The 21,014-nt window shown below is 46.9% G+C and carries 21 protein-coding genes; 18 read left to right on the top strand and 3 right to left on the bottom strand.

The genetic code is table 11. The features are described 5' to 3' along the window. The first annotated feature begins 474 nt into the window (after positions 1-474). Positions 475-789: an ArsR/SmtB family transcription factor gene (locus PTQ21_RS23045; RefSeq protein ID WP_064637503.1), complete on the top strand. Its 315-nt coding sequence runs from the start codon at positions 475-477 to the stop codon at positions 787-789. Further along, entirely contained in the window at positions 786-3,284 is a 2,499-nt protein-coding gene (locus PTQ21_RS23040) for an FAD-dependent oxidoreductase (RefSeq protein WP_274567285.1), read from the top strand. The genes PTQ21_RS23045 and PTQ21_RS23040 overlap by 4 nt, the downstream gene beginning before the upstream one ends. A gap of 132 nt (positions 3,285-3,416) precedes the next feature. Here the strand turns inward: PTQ21_RS23040 and PTQ21_RS23035 are convergent, their stop codons facing one another. The 3 genes from PTQ21_RS23035 to PTQ21_RS23025 form a co-directional block, all read right to left on the bottom strand. Continuing rightward, positions 3,417-3,755, bottom strand: coding sequence for a cupin domain-containing protein (locus PTQ21_RS23035; RefSeq protein WP_274570555.1), 339 nt, complete (start codon positions 3,753-3,755; stop codon positions 3,417-3,419). A gap of 129 nt (positions 3,756-3,884) precedes the next feature. Beyond that, the gene (locus PTQ21_RS23030) at positions 3,885-4,712 is read right to left on the bottom strand and encodes a helix-turn-helix transcriptional regulator (RefSeq protein ID WP_079693796.1); all 828 of its coding nucleotides are present in this window, start codon (positions 4,710-4,712) and stop codon (positions 3,885-3,887) included. A 227-nt stretch (positions 4,713-4,939) separates the two neighbouring features. Next, on the bottom strand, positions 4,940-5,299 hold the full coding sequence (locus tag PTQ21_RS23025; RefSeq protein WP_063562626.1) for a MerR family transcriptional regulator: 360 nt from the start codon (positions 5,297-5,299) through the stop codon (positions 4,940-4,942). A 103-nt stretch (positions 5,300-5,402) separates the two neighbouring features. Here PTQ21_RS23025 and PTQ21_RS23020 point away from each other — a divergent pair, with 103 nt between their 5' ends. The 16 genes from PTQ21_RS23020 (at position 5,403) to PTQ21_RS22945 (ending at position 21,007) form a co-directional block, all read left to right on the top strand. Then, positions 5,403-6,113 carry an SDR family NAD(P)-dependent oxidoreductase gene (locus PTQ21_RS23020; RefSeq protein WP_072733155.1) on the top strand — a complete coding sequence of 237 codons (711 nt, stop codon included), beginning with the start codon at positions 5,403-5,405 and terminating at the stop codon, positions 6,111-6,113. A gap of 299 nt (positions 6,114-6,412) precedes the next feature. Beyond that, positions 6,413-7,135 (top strand): TetR/AcrR family transcriptional regulator, encoded by a 723-nt coding sequence (locus PTQ21_RS23015; protein ID WP_274567284.1) that lies wholly within the window; start codon positions 6,413-6,415, stop codon positions 7,133-7,135. 27 nt (positions 7,136-7,162) lie between these two features. After that, positions 7,163-7,909 carry a type I methionyl aminopeptidase gene (gene map, locus PTQ21_RS23010; RefSeq protein WP_064637514.1) on the top strand — a complete coding sequence of 249 codons (747 nt, stop codon included), beginning with the start codon at positions 7,163-7,165 and terminating at the stop codon, positions 7,907-7,909. A 178-nt stretch (positions 7,910-8,087) separates the two neighbouring features. Further along, on the top strand, positions 8,088-9,212 hold the full coding sequence (gene solA, locus PTQ21_RS23005; protein WP_274567283.1) for an N-methyl-L-tryptophan oxidase: 1,125 nt from the start codon (positions 8,088-8,090) through the stop codon (positions 9,210-9,212). 262 nt (positions 9,213-9,474) lie between these two features. Continuing rightward, positions 9,475-9,921 carry a hypothetical protein gene (locus PTQ21_RS23000; RefSeq protein WP_274567282.1) on the top strand — a complete coding sequence of 149 codons (447 nt, stop codon included), beginning with the start codon at positions 9,475-9,477 and terminating at the stop codon, positions 9,919-9,921. Continuing rightward, the gene (locus tag PTQ21_RS22995; protein ID WP_274567280.1) at positions 9,918-10,994 is read left to right on the top strand and encodes a CehA/McbA family metallohydrolase; all 1,077 of its coding nucleotides are present in this window, start codon (positions 9,918-9,920) and stop codon (positions 10,992-10,994) included. The genes PTQ21_RS23000 and PTQ21_RS22995 overlap by 4 nt, the downstream gene beginning before the upstream one ends. After that, on the top strand, positions 10,991-11,737 hold the full coding sequence (locus PTQ21_RS22990; RefSeq protein WP_274567279.1) for a glycerophosphodiester phosphodiesterase: 747 nt from the start codon (positions 10,991-10,993) through the stop codon (positions 11,735-11,737). Before PTQ21_RS22995 ends, PTQ21_RS22990 begins: the two co-directional genes overlap by 4 nt. Continuing rightward, positions 11,727-12,791 (top strand): LacI family DNA-binding transcriptional regulator, encoded by a 1,065-nt coding sequence (locus tag PTQ21_RS22985; RefSeq protein ID WP_274567278.1) that lies wholly within the window; start codon positions 11,727-11,729, stop codon positions 12,789-12,791. Before PTQ21_RS22990 ends, PTQ21_RS22985 begins: the two co-directional genes overlap by 11 nt. Beyond that, positions 12,767-13,591, top strand: coding sequence for an ABC transporter permease (locus tag PTQ21_RS22980; RefSeq protein ID WP_076289304.1), 825 nt, complete (start codon positions 12,767-12,769; stop codon positions 13,589-13,591). The genes PTQ21_RS22985 and PTQ21_RS22980 overlap by 25 nt, the downstream gene beginning before the upstream one ends. 41 nt (positions 13,592-13,632) lie before the next feature. Then, complete coding sequence (locus PTQ21_RS22975) at positions 13,633-14,673, top strand: ABC transporter ATP-binding protein (protein ID WP_274567276.1); 1,041 nt, start codon at positions 13,633-13,635, stop codon at positions 14,671-14,673. A 14-nt stretch (positions 14,674-14,687) separates the two neighbouring features. Further along, positions 14,688-15,854, top strand: a complete 1,167-nt coding sequence (locus PTQ21_RS22970; protein ID WP_274570554.1) for an extracellular solute-binding protein — start codon at positions 14,688-14,690, stop codon at positions 15,852-15,854. Further along, positions 15,851-16,690 carry an ABC transporter permease gene (locus PTQ21_RS22965; protein WP_063568308.1) on the top strand — a complete coding sequence of 280 codons (840 nt, stop codon included), beginning with the start codon at positions 15,851-15,853 and terminating at the stop codon, positions 16,688-16,690. Before PTQ21_RS22970 ends, PTQ21_RS22965 begins: the two co-directional genes overlap by 4 nt. 161 nt (positions 16,691-16,851) lie before the next feature. Continuing rightward, a complete protein-coding gene (locus tag PTQ21_RS22960) occupies positions 16,852-17,367 on the top strand; it encodes a hypothetical protein (protein ID WP_063568307.1) in 516 nt (171 codons plus the stop codon). A 168-nt stretch (positions 17,368-17,535) separates the two neighbouring features. Next, entirely contained in the window at positions 17,536-18,276 is a 741-nt protein-coding gene (map, locus tag PTQ21_RS22955; RefSeq protein ID WP_063568306.1) for a type I methionyl aminopeptidase, read from the top strand. Positions 18,277-18,449: 173 nt separating this feature from the next. Next, complete coding sequence (locus PTQ21_RS22950; RefSeq protein ID WP_274567275.1) at positions 18,450-19,649, top strand: phosphoenolpyruvate hydrolase family protein; 1,200 nt, start codon at positions 18,450-18,452, stop codon at positions 19,647-19,649. A 143-nt stretch (positions 19,650-19,792) separates the two neighbouring features. After that, a complete protein-coding gene (locus tag PTQ21_RS22945) occupies positions 19,793-21,007 on the top strand; it encodes a Tm-1-like ATP-binding domain-containing protein (RefSeq protein ID WP_274567274.1) in 1,215 nt (404 codons plus the stop codon). The last annotated feature ends 7 nt before the right edge of the window (positions 21,008-21,014 follow it).

Raw genomic sequence — 21,014 nt, 5'->3', positions numbered from 1 at the left:
TTGATGGGACATAGTAAACGTGATTGATATGTTTTCATTCGAGAATTGTTACTTAAACTGAATTACACTAGCTGGGACTAAAACTCGATAAAACTGTTGGGATTGTTGTTTTAATGAAGGTCGACTTAGTTAGAAGAGAAGTAGGGGGCGACATGGAAGAACGCACCGATTTTTGAAGTGGACGTATTAAATAAACCCCTATATGTTAGATGTGACTAACAGATTGGGGAGAGTAAGAGGGGGAAATCAGCTTCTAGATATAAGGAATATTTTTATGTATCCTCAGGTATTAATTTTAGGATTAACATATTAAAAGAAATACTTTACTTAATTGATTATTGATTGAATACGTTCAGCTGCCTTATAAATTTGTTGGTTAAAATTTTATAGGGCCATGAGCATAAGATGAAAATATTTTGACATCTCAATTCAAATATCGTAATATTACGATATAACGATTCAGGAGGGGTATTTTTGAATACAGAAGCTTTTGATAGCACTAATTTAAAACAGTTCGATGAACCTGCTAATTTACTGAAAGCTCTATCACATCCGATTCGTCTGTGCATTGTGCGCGGGTTGATGCGAAAAAAGAAATGTAATGTTTCATATATGCAGGAGTGTCTAGATCTTCCCCAATCAACAGTTTCCCAGCATTTGCAGAAGCTACGCAGTGCAGGTATTGTAACGACTGAGCGCAATGGCCTTGAAGTAAATTATGTGCTTGCCGACCAACGGATTGAACAGATGATACCTATTTTGTTTGGAGAGGAAGATTGTGAATCATGAGTAAAAAAGTACTGATTGTGGGCGGAGTAGCGGGTGGTGCATCAGCAGCTGCCCGTCTGCGCCGCCTGGATGAACATGCCGAAATTATCATATTTGAAAAAGGACCCTATATATCGTTTGCCAATTGCGGCTTACCTTATTATATTGGTGGCTCGATCGAGGATCGAGAGCGTTTGCTAGTACAAACTCCCAAAGGTATGGTCGATCGATTTAATATTGATGTGCGTACACGAAGTGAGGTCGTCGCTATTGATCCGCATACTCGTACAGTTCAGGTACAAAGCCAGGAGCGCGGTCAATATGAAGAAAGCTATGACGAATTGATTTTGTCACCAGGTGCCAAGCCAATTATTCCCGATCTGCCGGGTACGGATAATCCACTGATTTATACAGTGCGCAGCATTCCAGATATTGATCGCATCAAGAAGCAAATTAATTCATCTAACAACGCATTATCGATTGTTATAGGCGGAGGATTTATTGGTGTTGAAATGGCAGAAAATTTGAAGGAAGCCGGATTGGATGTAACGTTGGTAGAGAGTAATGATCAGCTGCTCACCCCATTTGATGCTGAGCTGGCAGCAGCCTTGGCACAGGAAATGGAGCAAAATGGGGTAAAGCTGCTGTTTTCCAAGCGTGTACAGGGCTTTCGTTCACTTGAGCATGGCATTGGTGTTGAACTATCTGATGGTCATGTTCTGACAGCTGACCTGGTTATTCTTGCGATAGGAGTAACTCCAGATACAGCTTTTCTGAGAAATAGCGGAGTTTCCCTAGGAACACGTGGACATATTATGGTCAACGAAGCACTCGAAAGCAGTGTGCCACATATCTATGCTGTTGGCGATGCCATCGAAGTAACTGAAACCATTCATGGCACAAAGACAGCTATTCCGCTTGCTGGACCTGCCAACAAACAGGGACGAATTGTTGCAGATCGAATCGCCGGACTAAGTTCCATCTACAAAGGAACACAAGGAACGGTAATTATTAAAGTGTTTGGAATGACCGGAGCAACTACAGGTAGTAATGAGAAAACACTAAAACGTCTCGGCATCGATTATCGAACTGTAATTGTGCATCCTGCATCTCATGCATCGTATTATCCTGGTTCCAGCGCGATTACTCTTAAACTGCTGTTTACTCCCGTAGGTAAAATTTTAGGTGCACAAGCAATTGGTTATGACGGTGTGGATAAACGGATTGATGACATAGCTGTAGCCATTCATTTTGGGGGTCACATCAGTGATTTATCAGAGCTTGAGTTGAGTTACGCGCCACCGTATTCCTCTGCGAAAGATCCAGTTAATATGGCTGGTTATGCAGCTGAAAATATTACGGCTGGACGTGTTGAAACGTTCACCTATGATCAGCTAACTGAACGTCAGCCGGAGCAGTCGATATTGCTGGATGTACGCAGTGAGCTGGAGCATCGCAATGGGAATATTCCGGACTCCATAAATATTTCAGTGGATGAGCTTCGTCAGCGATTAGATGAATTAGACTCAACCAAAGATATTTGGGTATACTGCCAGGTTGGTCTGCGTGGATATACAGCTTCGCAGATTTTGCGTCAGCATGGCTTTAATGTGAAAAATCTGAGTGGAGGTTATAAAACATACCGCCAAGCACAATTTCGGCCTGCTCCAATTTCTACCGGAAACCATGATAATAATGATGGACAGGGTCAGAACAACAATCCGAAACATGCTGTAAAGGAAGCAGAGCTCTCCAATCCAATCTTTACAGAGCCACAGCGTATTGATAACGAGTTGAACGTGTGCGGTTTAAGTTGTCCCGGTCCGCTGATACAACTTAAGCAGAAAATGGATCAACTATCGAATGGAGAGACCCTACGGGTGAAAGCTTCCGATCCAGGATTTTATGAAGATGTGAGAGCATGGGCAACGATGTCTGGTTCCTCACTTCTACACTTGGAACGATCCAAAGGCGGTACTATTGAAGCTGTAATTGCCAAGAATACCGCGCAGACCGCATCTTCAGCTATGGAAACTCCTAAAGAGGAGCCTGCGAGCACGATGGTTGTCTTCAGTGGTGATCTAGATAAAGCGATTGCTTCTCTTATTATTGCAAATGGGGCAGCAGCAAGTGGACGTAAAGTAACCATGTTCTTCACTTTCTGGGGATTGAATATTATCCGTAAGCATCAGCCACAGCCTGTATCCAAAACAATGATTGGCCGCATGTTTGACATGATGTTACCGCGCGGTAGCCACAAGCTAGGCATGTCCAAAATGAATATGCTTGGAGTTGGCCCAAAGATTATTCGAGGCATTATGAAGAATAATAATGTTGCTTCTCTGGAAGAACTGATGCAGACCGCAACTGCGCAGGGAGTTGAGTTTGTCGCTTGCCAGATGTCCATGGATTTAATGGGGATTCAGCGTGAAGAATTAATGGATTCGGTTAACATCGGTGGAGTGGGTTACTATCTGGGGCAGGCAGCTCATGCAAATCATAATCTATTTATTTAAAATCGGTTTGTTAATAAACCCATTCAACTGTTCAGTGACATGTGTTATCTTAAAAAGCAAAAGCCCCTTCATTGCTGAAGGGGCTTAGATTCGTTTAGTACAATTACCGTTCGATTAAACGTAGTAAGGTATTTATGCGGACTCAGTCCCGCCAGTGTTGCCTTCACTTTTAGGTTCCATCAACATGATATGACATTCCTTTTCGGCGGAGGGTTTGATCTCAAGTCCCCTCGGGACAATAAACATCTCATCCTTGGAAATTCTCACCTGACCATCACGAAAATCAATGATCATCTCGCCTTCAATCACGAAAAATAACTTATCGGTTTCGGGATGAACATGCCATTCATAATCCCCGTCAATTTTAACGATCTTAAATTCATGGTCATTCAATTCACCAATTAGTTGGGGTGACCAATTATCTTTTATTTTAGATAGTTCTTCGCTTAGTTTAATCACTTGATAATGGATAGTAAGCCCTCCTTATTTTTCACCTTCGATATAATGCTGCATACGCAACTCAAGACATGATGATGTTTTTCTTGGTCTGCCATAAGTATACTGATTTAATTTTCGCTTTAAAATGGATGCCTGTTGAAGTTAGCATGGATTATTGATGAACTTCCGTCGATATTCAGTAGGAGAAAATCCAAATTGTTTCTTGAACACTTTACTAAAATAAAAAGGGTCAGCAATTCCAACCGCTTGTGCAATTTGCTGTACTGGCACATCACTTGTAAATAGCATTTTTTGTGCCATGTTTATACGGTATTTTAATAGATATTCTGCCGGGCCCATCCCTGCATGTTTTTTGAATACGTAAGAAAGTCGATTTCGATTAACGTTATATTGTTCTGCGAGCGATGTTATGGTAAGGCCATGATAGTAGTATTCATGAATATAATTAGATACCCGTTCGAATAAAGTATGTGATTCACTACTCATTTGCCTATTCGACACACTTATTAAGGCTTCGTTCAGCACATCGCGAAACAGCATTTCAGTCTGAAATTTTGAAATGCCTCCACGCTGATTATACACATGCCAAAGCTGCATAATTAATTCGATAAGACGTGGGGATTGTCCCGTTGATAATTCAAAATGCTGATGGGAAAAGCTTGACTCTTCTAGTTCTGAGCTACATATACGGTATAAAACAAGGATATATTCCCAGTTGGAGTTATCAAACGTTTTTTCATCCAATTTCATTTTTGCACCACCATGCACCACTTTTCCTGGCGAAAGAATATAAGGTGTTCCATTAAATTGAAATTGTATCTTTCCTGTAAGGGGAAACACAAATCCAGGAAAAGAGTCGGTATAGTCAGCGTGATTCACTCCTGGATTTGTAGCATATCTATATATTCCCTCTACTTGAAAAGGAATGTGTGCAAAATGTTCTGCTAACTGATTCACATCTATTTTCACGTTGTGTACCTCATTTCGATAGTAACTCACTCCACATTATTGATAACAATTCTCATTGTCAACCTATTTAAACAATAGTTTCATCGATGTTGAAACTTTAGCTTATGCGAACTATAGCTAAATAAAATGAAGAAGGCAGACGATCAAACGTGATCGTCTGCCTTTTTTGGGTTCAACGTTCTAATTACATGAAATTCAAAAGTTTTGTCTTTAGGAAAAGACTTATCTTAATAATTTTCTCCGCGATAATAGCGCTCCAATTTGTGATCCAAATGAACGAGCTGCGCTTTTTTCTCCTCGATATCTTCCAGCAACTTTTGCCTTTGATCTTGAATCAGTTTGGTTCTTTCCGGCAGAGTCGAGGTTCCTTCATTTACTTTGTCATAATACGTTTTGATATCCTCCACACTCATCCCGGTTTCGCGAAGACATTTGATAAAAACCAGCCAGTTCAGATCATCTTCCGTGTAAAGACGGTTATTCTGCTCACTTCGCGCAGCAGGCTTCAACAGGCCCTTTCTTTCGTAAAAGCGTATCGCCCCGATAGCGATATCGACTTTCTTCGCTACTTCTCCAATCGTTAACATGTTAACCCTCTTTTTTATCAAAATTTATAGTTGACCTACACTAAGTGTAGCATAGTAACTTATGTATTGTTAATGAAATCAAATTAGAGAAATGAGGATTCACATGAAGAAGACCGCTTTTGTAACTGGAGCAAATAAAGGAATCGGATTCGAAATCGTTAAGCAGTTAGGACAAGCCGGCTGGAAAGTCGTCCTTGGTGCACGCAGCGTTGAACGGGGCGAAGCAGCTGTTACCGAGTTAACTTCTGAGGGGTTAGACATAGAATTTGTGCAAATTGACATGAGTGACTTGGAAACTATCGAAAGGGCAGCCGATATGATTGCCAAGGATTATCCGTACTTAACACTTTTGATCAATAATGCGGGTATGCCGGGTGCTTTCGCCCGTTCTTTTACGGATACCAAAGAAGAGAATCTGAGGAGCGCTTTTGAAGTCAACTTTTTCGGAACCTTTCGTCTGAACCAGCGTTTGTTCCCGTTAATCAAAGATAACGAAGGCACAATCGTTAATGTATCGACCGACATGGCTTCTCTGGATCATATGCAAAATGCTGGATTTGCTTTAAACGCATTCGATTATAACTCATCCAAAACGGCCAACAATGCTATGACAGTTTCGATGGCTTATGAACTTAAAAGCAGCAGGGCTCAAGTATTTGCGGTAACGCCTGGATTCACATCAACAGACCTCAACGGAAATGCTGAAGGCGGTAAATCAAAAGAGGCAGCTGCTGCGATTATCGTGGGTTATGCGACAGATGGCAAACATCATAACGGCGAATTCTTGAATGAGCAAGGCGTGTACGCCTGGTAATCCCATCTGCAAAGCAATGGTATCCAAATGTATTTTGGTCAGAGTAACATTCAACAGCTAATCAAAGGGGTAAAATGGCGCGAGTTAATTTGGAAGGACAAGAACGAAGTGTTAAAACGCTTTGTCATTATATGTTGTGGTAAAGCTATATACTCGTTAAGTAACAGACATATTAAGCCGGGGCACCCGCTTAGTATGTCTGTTTTTCCGTAATCCTCCAGCTAATTCTTGTTATTTGCAAGCTAATGTTTTATATTGACATAAGAGTAGGTCAAAAATAAAAGAGGTGAGCGGACGAGATGACTCCACGCACAAAAGAACAAAACGAAGAGATCCGGCTGCGGCGCCTGGCGCAAATTCGTAAAGCCGCTGCCGATGTGTTTTTGAATAAAGGGTCTTTACTCGAAATCCGAGATGTGGCCAATGAGGCGGGACTCGGATATGGCACGGTATACCATTATTACAGTAATAAAGGCGATTTGCTCCACGATCTGCTGTGGGATGCGTTGGAGCGGGCCGGGGGAGCACCAGCAGCCCCACACGCTTCGAATTCGGGGGATGAGCCAGCGAATGGGCCCCTCGCCTTTGCTTCTGCGGCGAATACCGGAAACTTTGCTGTCGCGGATTCCCAAAGCGGAAACTACGAAACGACCGCTTCCGCAGAACTTGGCCCAGTCGCGGCAGCCAGCGTCCAGTTGCTGCAGCTTTGGGCGGAGGACCACGCCATATACCTGCTGTATAAGCTGGCTCTTGAGGGGATTGCCTCGCTACCTGAAGCACGCTCGACCAAGCTCATGGCTGCTTTTCAAGATGAGGTGCTCTCGCCGTTTGCTGCGCTGGTGGACACCGGGCGTGCGGCGGACGAGGATGCTGCTTCCGGCGGAAACGCGGCGGAGCAGCCGTATCGGCTACAGCGCGCGGAAATGCTGATGGCTGCCTTGGTTGGGTGCGCCTCGCTTTCGCTGCGTCGCGAAAAGCTGCACGAGGAGGCAGGGGATATCGTCGGGTTTTTAAAATTATAGGGTGCCTAAGGAGTGAATATACAAAAGATGATCATTATAAAATCACCTAGGGAAATTGAAGAAATGAAGCCGGCGAGCCAAATCGTTGCGGACTGTTACCGCGAGGTGACCAAACTCATCGAGCCTGGCATCACCACACTAGAAATCAATGATTTTGTTGCCAGGCACATCACCAAGCTGGGTGGCAAGCAGTTTACGAAAGGCTATAATGGTTTCCCCGCCGAAACCTGCATTTCGATCAACGATGTGGTGGCCCACGGCATTCCTTCGAAACGGGTAATCATGGATGGAGACTTGCTAAAACTCGACATCGTCGTGGAATACGGGGGATGGTTCGGCGATTCGTGTGTGAGCTATGCGGTAGGCAATATTCGGCCGGAAGTGCAAAAGTTAATGAAGGTGACAAAGGAATGCTTGGATCTGGGAATTGCTCGGGCTATACCCGGAGGCCGGCTCGGCGACATAACGTCGGCGATTCAAAAGCATGCGGAAGCGCATGGGTACTCGGTGGTACGTGATCTGTTGGCACACGGGATTGGGCGGAGCCTGCATGAGGAACCGACCTATGAGCATATCGGCGTAGCCGGCAAAGGCATTCGATTAAAAGAAGGCATGGTGTTTACGATTGAACCGATGATCAACGAAGGAACGTTCCGTATCACGATCGACGACGATCAGTGGACGGCGAGAACGGCCGACGGCAAGTTGTCGGCACAATATGAGCATACGATCGCAATCACCTCGGATGGACCGCTGATTTTAACGGCTCAGTAATAGTAAATTTACGAATCTAAGAAAACCGCATTGTTATGCGGTTTTTTTATTATGACTTGGGTATCATGTCCAGGATAGCGCAATTGTTAAGTGTTAATATCATTAGTAATATAGAAGAATACTAGCCATACTTAATACTTAAGTTACATGGGGATTTCTTACAAGGAGGCAACTTGCAATGCATTATGACGTAATTGTAATAGGAGCAGGTTCAATGGGGATGGCGGCGGGTTATTTTTTATCCAAGAGTGGGAAAAGTACACTATTAATAGATTCCTTTAACCCGCCCCATAACAAAGGCAGTCATCACGGAGAGACAAGAATCATTCGGCACGCGTATGGTGAAGGTGAAAATTATGTTCCGTTGGCACTCAAGGCTCAAGAATTATGGAATGACTTAGAGAAAGTGTCGGGAAAACAATTATTTCTCCCTACTGGGGTTATAAACGTGGGTTACGAGAAAACAGATTTTATCCAAAATATCATTTCAAGCTCAAAAACCTATTCATTACCACTTGAGATTTTAGATTCTAATGAAGTAAATAAGCGCTGGCCAGGCATCAATTTACCGAACAATTACATTGGTTGCTACGAACCAACCTCAGGAGTGTTGAAATGTGAGGAATGCATTGAAGCATATCGAGAACTCGCAGAGCAAAACGGAGCTACCATCATAACCAATAGTAAAGTAAAAGAAATTATGGTTCATGATAAAAGAGTTACCATCAAGACCGAAGATCATACTTTTAGTGCTAATGCGTTAGTAGTTTCAGCAGGGGCCTGGTCAGGAAGTCTCCTTTCCATGTTGGATCTAAATCTTCCTCTTAATCCTATAAGAAAAACATTTGCCTGGTTTGATACTAAAGATGATTTATATAATCATAAGGAGTTCCCAGCCTTTTCGTTTGAAACATCTCACGGACATTATTATGGTTTCCCAAGCATTGATGGTTCCGGATTAAAATTAGGCCGACATGATGGAGGAGATAAAATCAATCCAGATGAAGCCATCCTGGAATTTGGTGAACTAGAGGAAGACACGACAGATTTAAAACAATTTTTGCAACACTATATGCCCTCAGCACAAGAATTGAAGTTCGGTAAAACGTGTATGTATACAATGACTCCTGATGAAGATTTTATTATCGATACACATCCTAACTATCCTAACGTTGCCATTGCATCAGGTTTCTCAGGACATGGCTTTAAATTTAGTAGTGTAGTTGGACAGATTTTAAGTGATTTGATTATATCAGGGAAAACGGAACATAACATTTCTCCATTTTCAATCAATCGATTTTAAGAATCCATTCAGGAGAAAATTTATGTGCTGCCACTTGTATGCAGTGTGAAAACAATCTAGCGATAAAAAAATACAAAGACCGGTCTTCTTTTAATAGAAGTTCGGTCTTTTTTGCATTTACAGAATATTAACACGATGCAGATATGGACCTGATTTTTAACCCGTAACATAAGTATTAGATATGGGAACGGTCCCACATTCAGCAAAACGTGCATAACGTAAGTCATGAAGATAACGAATTAATGAAAGGTGGTGCGGCGCAATGAAGCTGCTGGATCTACAAGGATACGCATCTCCGAAGGATTCCAAAACACATATCCGCATTCCTTTTGAGTTGGAAGAGGGCTGCGTGAAGCTGAACCTGCGATTACAATATACGCCGAAGACGCTACGGCTGCTCAAGGAAAGTTACGATCTATACATTTTGCCGGAACATCGGGAATACGCGATTGCCAATGCTGATCGGCATCTCCCTCTGAAAAATCTGATCACACTCTCGCTGGACGATGCTCGCGGATACCGAGGGGCGTGCCACCGCCAAGACGAGGTGCAGGATCTATACGTATCGGATCGAGAAGCTTCTCCCGGCCTTATGGCGGGCGAGCTGGTTCCGGGGCCCTGGAGCGTCACATTAAGCCTGCATTGCATCGTGACCGATACGTGCACTTATCGGCTGGAAGTCTGGACGACAGAGGAGGACTCGATATGAAGTGGTTCGCCTGTGAACTGCATACACATACGCTGCACAGCGATGGCAGTCAGACGCTGGGAGAACTGGCAGCGGGAGCAGCCAATCTGGGCTTCGACGCCATCGCGCTGACCGATCACAACACGATGTCCGGCTTGAGCGGCAAAGCAGAAATCGAGCGGAAATACGGACTACGAATCATTCCCGGTATGGAGTGGACAACTTTTTACGGTCATATGGTGACGATAGGACTTAGCGCTTTTGCCGACTGGCGTCAAGCGAATCGGGATGGAATTGATGCGGGGATCGAGAACGTGCATCGACTCGGTGGAATCGCCGGGCTTGCTCATCCCTTCCGAATCGGCAGTCCTGCCTGTACCGGTTGCTTCTGGGAATACGAGATTGGGAACTGGTCCGCTGTCGATTACATCGAAGTCTGGTCCGGCACGTTCCCTTCCATTCAGACGAACAATCGGCGAGCTTTTGATCTGTGGACTCACAAGCTGAACGAAGGATATCGGATTTCAGCCACTTCAGGCAGGGACTGGCATGCGCAGGGCGAGACAGACGATCCGATCTCAGTTACTTATCTCGGGATTGAGGACGACGCAGTGGCGGGGAACGGAGGCTCGACAGCCCTTTCGCTCCATGAAGAAACGCTTATCCAAGCGCTGCGGGAAGGGCGCGCGTCGGTAACGATAGGTCCTCTGCTGACCTTGACGCTGGAAGCTGGAGATGCATTGTATGCAATCGGCTCTACCGTTCCAACGGTAGTCGAGAGACGGGAAGCTGCAGAGGATCCGGTCCGGGCGAACTTGACGCTGGACTTCTCGGTACGCACCGGACTCTGGTCGCTACAGAAGCAGGTCTGCAGATTGAAGCTATGTTCCAATCTGGGCGAGGAGCTTAATCTTGAAGTTCCGTCTTCATCGGACGAACAGATGATGCAATTTGAAGCCCAACTGAGGGATTCCACTCCAGATATCCCCCGCAGGTGGATTCGCGCTGAGCTGTGGGGAACCGTACGAGGAGTCGATGTACTGATCGCCTTTACCAACGCGATCTATTTCGAAGAAGGAGGATACCCGCGATGAACAAATTCCCGCTGATCACAGCCCATACTGGCTGTATGGGCCATCCCGATCATTCTTTCGAGTCACTTCAGGCAGCCCTAACACTTGGCGTAGATATTTACGAAGACGATATCCGTTCGACTCGGGACAATGTGCCGGTGCTTGCCCACGATGACAATATCACTTTGGCAGATGGAAGCTGCGGCAGTCTTGCAGAAATGACACTGAAGGAGTTGAACACCGCTAGACTATCGCTTATTCCAACGCTTCAGGATGTGCTTGAGCAGATACGCGCAGCCGGTAAAATGATGAACCTTGATATCAAAACAGACAGCGCTCTGGAGCCGGTCTCAGCTCTGGTGAATCGGATGGGTATGGTGGAGATGGTGTTTCTCAGTGGCTGCGATTACGGGTCAGCGGTTAAAGCTAGTCGTTACGCTCCAAGCATACGCAGGCTTCTTAATGTGAACAAGCAAAGCTTCGGCAGTCTGAGCTACGACGAGGCAGTGTTCCAGGCGTGTGCAGATGCTCGCGAAGCCGGCTGCTTTGGGATAAACGTGCCGTATCAGGTCGTTCAGCCAGAACTTATGGAAGCTGTGCAGCGGAGCGGTCTGGCTATCTACGTCTGGACGGTTTCAGAGGCGGACGATATGCGGCGACTTGCACAGTTGGGCGTCGACTCGATAACAACCCGTGATCCGGCGAAGCTAATTGCCGTCCGGGAAGAGACGGATTTTGCAAGGAGAATAGGGATTGGACAATAAGCTGAATCATAGTTTGCGGGAGCTGGCCCAACTGGCTGGTGTATCGAAATCGACTGCTTCTCGGGTTATCTCCGGAAACGGATATGCGAGTCCTGAAGTCCGGGATCGCGTTCTCAAGGCGGTCGAGCAGCTTCGCTACAAGCCGAGCGCCGTCGCCCGGGCGATGGTCGCCAAGCGCACGTACAACATCGGAGTCATCGTTTTCCGTGACAGGCTGCCGATCGTGTCCCACACGCTGTATGGCAGAATCATTGACGAGATACTGATGTCCGCTGAAGAGATGGGCTACTCAATTTTTCTGAAGACCGATAGGGAAATGTCGCTGCGCTCCACCGATTATATGCTGGAACAGCGGGTGGATGGACTCATCCTGGTCAGCCGGCTGCAGAAGAACGTCATCGATTACGTCAAAAACTTCAATATCCCTTATCTGATGGTGAATGGATCGACGGAAGATCCGGACGTCGTGCATCTCGTGAGCAACGATGAAGCCGGTGGAGAACGGGCGGCACAGCATTTATATGACTGCGGACACCGCAAATTCTTTATCATCGCTGGACCGGGCGAGCATCGGAGCCACTCGCTGCGATTGGAGGGCTTCCGAAAACGGCTGGAGTCCCTCGGCGTTAGTTCTGAACAGGACGGATTTACCGTTGTCGAGTCATCGGAATCGAGCTTCGATTCCGGTCGGAAGTTGATGGAGGAGCATTATGTGGCATTCCGGGATGGACGATACAGCGCTCTGTTCAGTACAAATGACATGCTTGCACTGGGTGCGATGAAGGTGCTTCTGGAGCGCGGAGTCCGCGTTCCGGAGGAAGTATCCGTTATGGGCTACGACAATACCGAAGTGGCCGGAATGTACCACCCATCACTGACTACCGTCAGCGTGGATGCATCTGGTATTGGCCGAGACGCGGTATCGATTCTGGATCGCCTGATTAGCGGCGAGGGGAGCGTGCCGCGCCTGATTGAATACGAAAGCGAAGTGATTGTTCGTCAATCGACGAATGGAAGGGAGGACGGAACATGTCCTGGTACTGGAAACACGTAGGTCCGAGAAGAATAATCGAATTTGTGTTGCTGACCGTGTTCGCCATTTTTTTCGCAGGTCCGCTGGTCAACCTGCTAGTGCTTGCCTTTAGTGAAAAGTGGAATTATCCGGATATTCTGCCCCAGGTATGGGGCTTCAAATGGTGGGAGTTCGTACTGGCGAAGGACGATATTGTCTCGTCGATCTCACTGTCGTTCCTCATTGCTACTCTGGTGACCCTGCTGTCCATCGTCGTCTGCATCCCAGCAGCGTATGCCTTCGCAAGACTCCAGTTTCCGCTGAAGCGGATGTTCTTGTTCTCGTTCCTGCTGACGCATGCTTTTCCGAAAATGGGGTTGTACGTCTCCATCGCGGTTCTTTTCTACCGGATTGGACTCATGAACACGCTGCTCGGCGTTGTGCTGATCCATATGATTAATGTGTTGATGTTCATGACCTGGATTCCGACCTCCGCCTTTCGCAACGTGCACCGGGCGCAGGAAGAATCGGCGCGGGACGTTGGGGCAAGCCCGTTCAAAGTGTTCCGCAGCATCACCCTGCCAATGGCGATGCCCGGCATCATGGTCGCTTCGATCTTCACGTTCCTCAATTCGCTCGACGAAGCGCAGGGCACGTTCCTGGTTGGTATTCCCGATTACAAAACAATGCCAATCGTCATGTACTCCATTATTTCCGACTTTCCGAGCAGCGCCGGAGCCGTATTCTCGATCATCCTGACGCTGCCTACTATTATTTTGCTAGTGGCAGCTCAGCGGCTGGTGAGCGCGGACGTGCTGGCGAGTGGTTTTCAAATGAAATAAAATATTTCGGTCGATATACCGAAGCAAGGGGAGGCAGAAGTATGCAGTTGTCTGTACGAGAGTTAGCCAAACGCTACAAAACGGGTGACGGGGTCAGCGGCATCAACATCGATATTGAAAAAGGCGAGCTGGTCACCCTTCTTGGTCCCTCCGGATGCGGGAAAACTACCGTATTACGGAGCATCGGCGGGTTTCTCGAACCGGACTCCGGTGACATCCTGATCGAGGGCAAAAGTGTCATTCAACTGCCACCGGAGAAACGGCCGACCTCGATGGTGTTCCAGAGCTATAACTTATGGTCGCATATGTCGGTATACGACAATCTGGCCTTCGGCCTGAAGATCCGCAAAATGCCGAAGGAAGAGATCCGCACAGCGGTCGAGGATGCGCTCAAGCTGGTCCGACTGTCGGGGTTCGAGAAGAAATATCCGGCCGAGCTTTCGGGTGGACAGCAGCAGCGGGTTGCGCTGGCTCGGTCTCTGCTGCTGAATCCGGCGGTACTGCTATTGGACGAGCCTTTCTCGGCGCTGGACGCCAAGCTGCGGCACGAAATGCGCGAGGAGCTGCGTGAGATCCAAATGAAGACCGGACTCACGATGGTCTTTGTCACGCATGATCAGGAAGAAGCACTGTCGTTGTCCGACCGCATTATCGTCATGAATCACGGGCGCATCGAGCAAATTGCTCATCCTCAGCAGATTTACGATGAGCCCGCTTCATTATATGTCGCCGGTTTTATCGGCAAAATGAATTTCCTTAAGGGGGTGGCGGAAGGGGAGAGCATCCGGATTGGACATCTTCGCCTGCCAAACGAGAAGGGGTTAAGTGGACAGGTGACGGCTGCGGTCCGACCAGAAGACGTACAGGTGAGCAGTACTACGATGGGAGAAGGTACTTTGTCGGGCAAGGTCAAGCAGGTCATGATTCTTGGACATTACGCCGAAGTTACCGTGGAACTGGTGGAATTCGGCATTATACGTGCTTTTCTGAACAAGGAATCCGTTGAACAACTGCAGGTAGGAAAAGACGTCAGCGTCTCGATCTCGAAAATGACCGGATTCCCGGTCGATGAATCGAACTGAGGAGGATGAATCATATGCGTATGAAAAAGCCATTTTTATCATTGTTGAGTGTTGTGGGATTATCAATGTCATTGCTGGCCGGGTGTGGAAACGGAAGTGAGATAAAAAGTACAACCACCACCGAGGGGAGCGCTGCTGCATCAAGCGATCAGGTGAAATTTAACTTCTACTTTACGGGCTCTCAGAACGTCAAGGATCTGTGGGATTCGCTGGAGCCAATGTTTGAGAAACAGCATCCGGATATCGACGTGAATCTGGTCTATATCCCGTCCGGTACTGGTGCTGAGCCGACCTACGACCGGATCGTGGCCGCCAAGAAAGCCGGTAAGGGCTCAGGAGACATTGACCTCTACGAGGACGGAATCACCTCCGTTGCTCAGGGCACAAAGGATGGTATTTGGGAGCAACTGAACGAGAAGGACATTCCTAACCTGAGCAAAGTCAACACAGACACGATGAAGGATGTGGACAACTTCGCTGTTCCGTATCGTTCGTCCGCCGTGGTTCTAGCCTATGACAGCAGCAAAATCTCCAATCCACCAACTACGCTGGACGAGCTGTTGCAGTGGATCAAAGCCAATCCCGAGCAGTTCGCCTACAATGACCCGTCAACGGGTGGTTCCGGCAGCTCGTTCGTGCAGACGATTGTCTACAAGGACCTGCCGGAAGAGGACATCCACAACTCCGATCCGGCGATCATGGAGAAGTGGGATGGCGGTTTTGACACGCTCAAAGAAATCGGACCGTATGTCTATGGGCAGGGCATCTATCCGAAGAAAAACCAGGGCACGCTGGATCTGTTGATGAATGGCGAAGTGTCCTTAATTCCGGCCTGGTCCGACATGGTGTTGCAGCAGCTGAACGAAGGTTTGTTGCCGGATACAATTAAGATGCAGCAGATCACGCCAGGCTTCAACGGCGGACCAACGTACCTGATGGTCAACCAGGAGTCGGACAAGAAGCAAGCGATCAATGAGTTCCTGAACTTTGTTCTGTCCCCTGAAGCGCAGGAAGTGATCGTTGACAAAATGAATGGCTTCCCGGGCATTGAGCTCTCCAATATGTCACAGGAAATGCAGAATAAGTTCGACGGTGTGGCCGAAGGCTTCCGTACGTTCAACATCGGGGATCTGGGCACGGAAATTAACAAACGCTGGCAGAGCGACGTTGCCGCGAAATGAGTAAGGAAGCCAGACAGTCGATCACAGGCCTGGCGATGGTGCTCCCCTCCTTCGCCATCCTGTTGATCGTTGTCATTATCCCGATTGTTCAATCCTTCATCATGAGCCTGAGCAACGGCTCGGGTGGATACGATCTGAGCCGCTATACCTATCTGTTCACAGATAAGGGGATGCGCAGCAATATCGTATTTACACTTCGGGTCACTGCCATTACGTGTGTTGCCGTAATCTTGATCAGCTACACCCTGGCGATCTATATGCGCTTCAACCAGGGGCCGATCGTCAATCTGATTCGTAAAACGTACATGATTCCGCTGTTTATCCCTGGTGTTATTGCAACTTACGGTCTGATCAATTTGCTTGGCAATCATGGCTGGCTCGCCCGTATGCTTGAGGTGGTCGGGATTACGCTGCCACGCATCATCTTTGACGAGAAAGGAATCATCATCGCCAACCTGTGGTTCAACATTCCATTTACGACGATGCTGCTCAGTTCCGCGCTGTCGGGCATTCCTTCATCGATCATTGAGAGTGCAAAGGACGTGGGTGTAGGCAGACTGACGCTATTTACCCGGTTTATTTTCCCGCTGTCGTACAAGACATTTCTTGTTGCCCTGACCTTTGTCTTCATGGGGGTCATCGGCTCGTTCACTGCACCCTATCTGATCGGAGCCAACTCTCCGCAGATGCTTGGTGTCTCCATGCAGCAGGTATTCAGCGTTTTCCAGGAGCGTGAACAAGCCGCAGCGATTGCTTTCTTCTCATTCCTGCTCTGCTCGGTGCTGGGTGCTTTCTACATCCGGTCGATGGCGGAAGAGGAGAAGGCGAAGATTTAGACGGGTTGCGCTCAATGATCTTGCATTTATATTTCCAGTCGTATCACTTAAATTGATGAATTGACCTATAGCGAATACCGCACAGATGTCCCATTCGCACAGGCAAGCAGTCCACTTATCGCGTAAACTGAAGTAGATTCAGTAGAGCGAGGTGAAATTCAATGGCTAAAACCAACGAAATACGCCTAAAGGCAAAGCGGTATAAGGCCCGGCCCGTCTGCGTGACTCTTCATAGTGGTGAAACGTATATCGGTTACATTTCTGACGTGAATAGCGGAGGCGTGGTGCTTACCGGGGGAGGAAAAATATCGCGGACGGCGACCACAGGGGACAGTTCCCAGCGTTCCAAGCAAAAGGTTGCACCCAGCAAGAGCGGTCGTTCTCAGAACCGGAAACGGGTGAATGGTACGCGCAAGCCGTCTACCCGTTCGCGCACAGTGTCGCGTGCGCAGGTTTCGTCCTTTCTACCGATGATGGGTTCGCTGTTTGGCGGGCTTGGCGGTGCGGCTTCGGCTGGCGGTATGCTTGGCGGCGGAATGCGGATATTCGGCATGATCCAGCAATTCATGCCGGTCATGAAAATGGGCTACGGCATGATCAAATCCATCCATCCGTTTATGGGTGCCGTCAAAGGTCTGATGGCTCCGCCTAGTCAGGCCGAAGAACAAGAGGTATAATGCAATATTCAGCCCCTTTGAAGACGGAAGGGGCATTTCTTTTTTTAGTGTCAAGGTGTTATTGATAAAAAAAGTTGCGAAGCTTTGACCATTTGGATATGATTATCTAATTGGTTGTTTCAGCTTATACATTTAATTGATGATAAAAGATAGTGAGGTCAGAAAACAATGATTGCAAAAACAGAGGAAGACTTTAATGGTTTGAAGGAAATTGGCAGAATTGTTGCCTTTATCAGAGATGAATTGGTGCAAAGAACAGTTCCTGGCATAACGACGAAGGAACTTGATGATATAGCTGGAGAGCTTTTTGAGAAAGAAGGCGCAGTCTCAGCTCCAAAAAGTGCATATAATTTTCCTGGCTATACTTGCATTAGTGTTAATGAAGAAGTAGCACATGGTATTCCGGGGCAACGGGTTATTCAAGAAGGAGATCTAGTCAACATAGATGTCTCTGGCTCGAAGAACAGTTATTTCGCTGATACAGGAATCTCGTTTGTAGTAGGCGAAGGAGAAGAAGTGTTAACGAAAATATGCGACGTTGCTAAACTAGCATTTGAAGCAGGTCTTAAAAAAGCAAAACCTGGTTCCAAAAAAAGCGGCATCGGAAAAGCGGTATTCCTAACAGCAAAACAGCATGGATTAACCGTTATTAAAAACCTTACAGGACATGGTGTTGGACGTAACATACACGAAGCACCTGACCATATTTATAATTATAACGATACATCGGATGATGAGTTGTTAAAAGAAGGCATGGTTATTGCATTCGAACCATTTATCTCAACTTTAGAAGAACAAGTGTATCAAAAAGAAGACGAATGGACCTTTGCTACAGAAAAAAGCTATGTAGCTCAAGTGGAACATACGATTATCCTTACTAAAAATGGTCCGATCATTGTCACACAATAATATCAAGAGCATGTCTAAGGTCGATTTCCCAACTGGGAAATCGGCTTTTTTTTGATGCCTTTTAACCAAACGGATCGAGGAAGGAGGGAATGAGCTATATGGAATGATGTACAATAATAATATTGAGGAACAAAAGCTACAATTGCTAAATTGTGATGAGGAGCGGATGGAGTTTGAACAGAACAGTCATACTGGAGCGTCTTCAATCACAGCTGTACGAGGGAAATCACATCATCGGTGTCTCGACAGGCACGGGGATTACAGCCAAGTATGCAGCTCAGAGTGGAGCGGATTTTATATTAATGCTGAACTCCGGCAAGTTTCGCCAGATGGGGAGGAGCTCTCTAGCCGGCTTTCTTCCATTTTGCAACAGTAATGATATGGTGATGGATTTTGCGTCAAAAGAAATTGTGCCACTGGTGAGGCATTCTCCCGTACTCTTTGGACTGAATGCGAATGATCCAACCATAGAAATGGCTGATTATATAGAGGAAATCAAGAGGAGAGGGTTTTCTGGAGTCAACAACTATCCTACGGTCGGCTTGATAGACGGAGTATTCAGAGAGGCTTTGGAGGAAGTCGGGATAAGTTATGACGTCGAGGTTGAGGCCATAAGCCTGGCCCATCGACAGGATTTGTTTACGGTGGCGTTCGTATTTGATGAGCTTCAGGCTGCCCAGATGATTGAAGCGGGGGCAGATGTAATCTGTGCTCATCTTGGCCTGACCGAAGGCGGGTTATTGGGTGCACGGAAGGTTGTATCCTTGGAGGCCGCCAAATCAAAGGCACTGCGTATTTTTGATACCTGCAATCAGCTTAAGCCGGATTTGATCAAGATGATTTATGGCGGTCCGGTAAAGACGCCTGTCGATGTCCAGTACATGTATAGCGACAACACAGACATTATGGGCTATATTGGCGGGTCTGCTTTTGAACGAATTCCTTCCGAGAAGTCGATTACGGCAATTACACGCGATTTTAAACGCCTGGGTAAACTGGATGAGGACGATTTTATGGTCAAAATGCTGAAAGGCATTACCCAGCATTATGATTACGTTGAGTTTGTCAAAGAGTATGTGGCGCAAAACTACAGTAGTGAAATTATTTTTTCGGATCTGGCCAAGGTTGCTCATGTTTCCCGCAGCTATTTGAGCAGTTTGTTTAAAAAGGAGGTTGGCTGCAGCTTTCAGACCTATCTGGTGAGCTTCCGCATCAATAAAGCCGTCACGCTTCTTCATGCGCCGCAGCTTCAATTATCCGAGGTGGCTGAGATGGTAGGGTATCCCAATTACGCACAATTCAGCAAAATGTTTAAAAAGCTTAAGGGCTGCTCTCCCAAAAAGTACAGATCTAACCTAAACACAAAAACATAGAACATAAAAGCGTTTTCATAAATAAACAGGACCAGTATGATGAAGCTATAACGATCGTACTGGTTTTTCTGTTAGTAAATAAAATCAGCGTGCTACCTGCGATCGAGCTTGGTTTCTAAAGAGTCATACGAGGAGGCCGTGGAATGAAGACCGTCGCAATCATTGGAACGTTTGATACAAAGGGTGATGAATACCTTTACATCAAGAGCATTGCAGAGGAGCTTGGGTTGGGGACTTTGATGATTCATACAGGTGTATTTGAACCGTCCTTTGTTCCGGATGTGTCCAATCAGGAAGTCGCCCACGCCGCAGGCATGGTCATAGAAGAACTTGCGGCAAAGAAGGATCGGGCTTTGGCTACAGAGGTTTTGTCCATAGGCTTGAAGAAGCTGGTGCCACAGTTGTACAAACAAGGTAAATTTGACGGAATCATTTCCTTTGGTGGGACTGGCGGAACCTCACTGGTCACACCTGCCATGAGAGCACTGCCGATTGGTGTCCCAAAGGTGATGGTATCAACCGTTGCTTCTGGAAACACAGCTCCATACGTAGGCACGAGTGATATTGTCATGATTCCGTCTGTGGTGGATGTAGCCGGATTGAACTCCATTTCTACGAAAATATTTACAAATGCATTATTTGCGATGGCGGGCATGCTCAAGTTTGAGTATACGCATAAACCGGATAAGAAGCCGCTGGTTGCAGCTACAATGTTCGGAGTGACAACACCATGTGTGACAGCGGCAAGAAAATATTTGGAGGAGCGGGGCTATGAGGTGCTTGTGTTCCACGCCACGGGCATCGGAGGGCAGTCGATGGAGGCGTTGATTGAAGCAGGCTTCATTGAAGGGGTATTGGACTTGACCACGACGGAGTGGGTGGATGAAATCATCGGCGGTGTCTTAAATGCGGGGCCGAATCGCTTAGAGGCTGCAGGCCACAATCGCATTCCGCAGGTAGTCTCGGTGGGCGCCTTGGATATGTGCAATTTTGGTCCGAGCGATACTGTGCCGGAGAAATTCAAGGATCATAAATTTTATCAGCATAATCCGACGGTAACCCTGATGAGAACCACGGTGGAAGAGAATGAGCAGATCGGCAGGAAGCTTGCGGAGAAGCTGAACATGGCAAAGGAACGCACCGTGCTAATGCTACCACTTAGAGGCGTATCCGCAATTGATGTAGAGGGGGAGCCTTTCTACGGACCGGAGGAGGACCGGATGTTGTTTGATACCCTGCGCCAGCATGTCGATCGCTCAATTGTTGAAGTGATTGAAATGGATTGCGCCATCAACGATCCAGCCTTTGCAGAAGTCGCAGCACAAAAGCTGATCGCTCTCATGACATCAAATTCCTAATGAATCC

The sequence above is a fragment of the Paenibacillus marchantiae genome (assembly GCF_028771845.1).
In the GTDB taxonomy this organism is placed as follows: Bacteria; Bacillota; Bacilli; order Paenibacillales; family Paenibacillaceae; genus Paenibacillus; species Paenibacillus marchantiae.
Note: the sequence above shows the minus strand (reverse complement) of the source record. Positions and strands in the feature narration are given on the sequence as shown.